Genomic DNA, 2,132 nt, shown 5'->3' with positions numbered 1-2,132 from the left:
CACAACTGTGCAATAAGATATTTAACCAGAGTATCGCGGCCTACCACGAGCGCAATGATGTGCATCAGGCCATTTCCAATCCTTATGAAAAGAGCAGCATTGAACACCTGCTTTTCCTGAAAAACTGGATAGACACGGTGCAGTGGCACCTGGAAGATATTATCCGTGATCCTAAAATAGACCCGGTAGAAGCCCTGGGCATTAAACGCTGGATAGACCGTTCCAACCAGGAACGTACCGACGTAGTGGAGTATATCGACAGTTATTTCCTGGAAAAATTCGGCAAGGTAACAACAGCGGCTGATGCCAGCATTAATACCGAAAGTCCGGCCTGGGCAATAGACCGTTTGTCTATCCTGGCGCTGAAGATTTATCACATGCAGGAAGAGGCCAATCGTGCAGACGCGACGCCGGAGCACCGGGCTGCCTGTCAGAAAAAACTGGACATTCTGCTCGAACAGCAACAGGATCTGGGCACTGCGATAGAAGCGCTGCTGGCGGATATTGAAGCGGGTAAAAAGTTTATGAAGGTATACAAGCAGATGAAGATGTATAACGATCCTTCTCTTAATCCAGTTTTATACAAAACCGAAAAATAAACCTGCAAATCATTGGGCACTGTTAAAACGATACTGGTTACCCGGTTGTCGGCCATGGGCGATGTAGCCATGACCATACCTGTTATGAAGCAGGTACTGGAGGATAATCCGGATGTGGAGATTGTTTTTGTGACCAACCGGAACTGGGGGGCGTTGTGTGGGGGAATTCCCCGGCTCACCTTTTTTCCGGCAGATGTTAAAGGTGTTCACAAAGGTGTAAAAGGCCTGTATTGTTTATTCCGCGAGATAAAAAAGGCGTATCGTATCTATGCGGTAGCCGATTTACATAATGTGTTGCGCTCCAAAATTATCCGGACCTTTTTCCGGTTGACCGGCACGCGGGTGGCATCGATCGATAAAGGCCGTGCGGAGAAGAAAGCGCTGACGCGCCGGGAGCATAAAATATTGCAACCACTTAGGTCTACTATTGAACGCTATGCGGTTGTTTTCAGGCAGTTAGGACTTCATTGTGAAATGGGCCGTAAACCCGTTTTTACGCCTCGTCCTTTGACTGATGCTGTTACAGCTATCACTGGTGCCAAAGGGGCGGAAAAGTGGATAGGAATGGCTCCTTTTGCCACCTATCGCGAAAAGATGTACCCGCTGGAAAAAATGAGTGCCGTACTGGAAATGCTGTTGCAGGAACCTAATCAGCGGGTATTACTGATGGGAGGCGGAAAACAGGAAGTAGCGCTGCTAACGGAGCTATCGGCCAAATATCCGGAAGCGATTGTAGTAGCGGGGCGTTTTTCCCTAACGGAAGAAATGGCGGTCATCAGCCAGCTGGATGTGATGATCAGCATGGATTCGGCCAATATGCACCTGGCTTCTCTGTTTGGGATACCAGTGGTATCGGTTTGGGGCGCCACTCACCCTTTTGCCGGCTTTATGGGATATGCACAAGCGGAAGACAATGCAGTGCAGATCAGCGATCTTACTTGCAGGCCCTGTTCCGTATTTGGTAACAAACCCTGTTTCAGAGGGGACCACGCCTGTATGGAGTGGATAAAACCTGCACAGATAGCGGAAAAGGTAAATAAGATAATTTCATAACGCTTTGGGGTAAAGGATGGCAGCTGTATGGGCGATTGAAACCCTTTTCGGCAGGGAAAAGCAGGATACAGTAGTTTTATAAGGCTTTACAGCAAAGGATTTTAAAGGATATTTAAAAAATATTGCAAGTTTTTTTTGCAGAAATAAAAAAAGTTATACTTTTGCCATCCCAAACAACAAGGGTATTGCCCAATAGTATAATGGTAGTACAGCAGATTTTGGTTCTGCTTGTCTTGGTTCGAATCCAGGTTGGGCAACAAAGCGTGATACAATTTTACTGATAAATTGTATCACGCTTTTCCTTTTCAAGAAAATGACGATGGCCAGATGTCTGCTTCCTAACCCAGGAAAAGGGATCAAGTTGAAAACTTGGGGGATTAGTAGAAAAATAGTTGTTTTGCATCAGATTAGCCAACGACGCACGTGGATCAGAACTTTCGTAAACTTGTAGAGATGCTATTACCCGCGGGGGTTTTAGAG

At 46.4% G+C, this 2,132-nt stretch carries 3 protein-coding genes and 1 tRNA gene; 3 read left to right on the top strand and 1 reads right to left on the bottom strand.

Annotation, left to right across the window (positions count from 1 at the left end; genetic code table 11):
* The 3 genes from VIP81_RS03025 to VIP81_RS03015 all read left to right on the top strand — a co-directional run.
* The coding region (locus VIP81_RS03025) for a DUF4254 domain-containing protein (protein WP_331957001.1) at positions 1-599 on the top strand (599 nt) is incomplete at its 5' end.
* 12 nt (positions 600-611) lie between these two features.
* Positions 612-1,652 carry a glycosyltransferase family 9 protein gene (locus tag VIP81_RS03020; protein WP_331957000.1) on the top strand — a complete coding sequence of 347 codons (1,041 nt, stop codon included), beginning with the start codon at positions 612-614 and terminating at the stop codon, positions 1,650-1,652.
* 186 nt (positions 1,653-1,838) lie between these two features.
* Positions 1,839-1,909: transfer RNA gene (locus VIP81_RS03015), tRNA-Gln, on the top strand.
* 17 nt (positions 1,910-1,926) lie between these two features.
* Here VIP81_RS03015 and VIP81_RS03010 read toward each other — a convergent pair.
* A partial coding sequence (locus VIP81_RS03010) for a hypothetical protein (RefSeq protein ID WP_331956999.1) occupies positions 1,927-2,132 on the bottom strand: 206 nt, incomplete at its 5' end.

Origin of the sequence: Chitinophaga sp. (assembly GCF_036566945.1) — a bacterium.
In the GTDB taxonomy this organism is placed as follows: Bacteria; Bacteroidota; Bacteroidia; order Chitinophagales; family Chitinophagaceae; genus Chitinophaga.
Note: the sequence above shows the minus strand (reverse complement) of the source record. Positions and strands in the feature narration are given on the sequence as shown.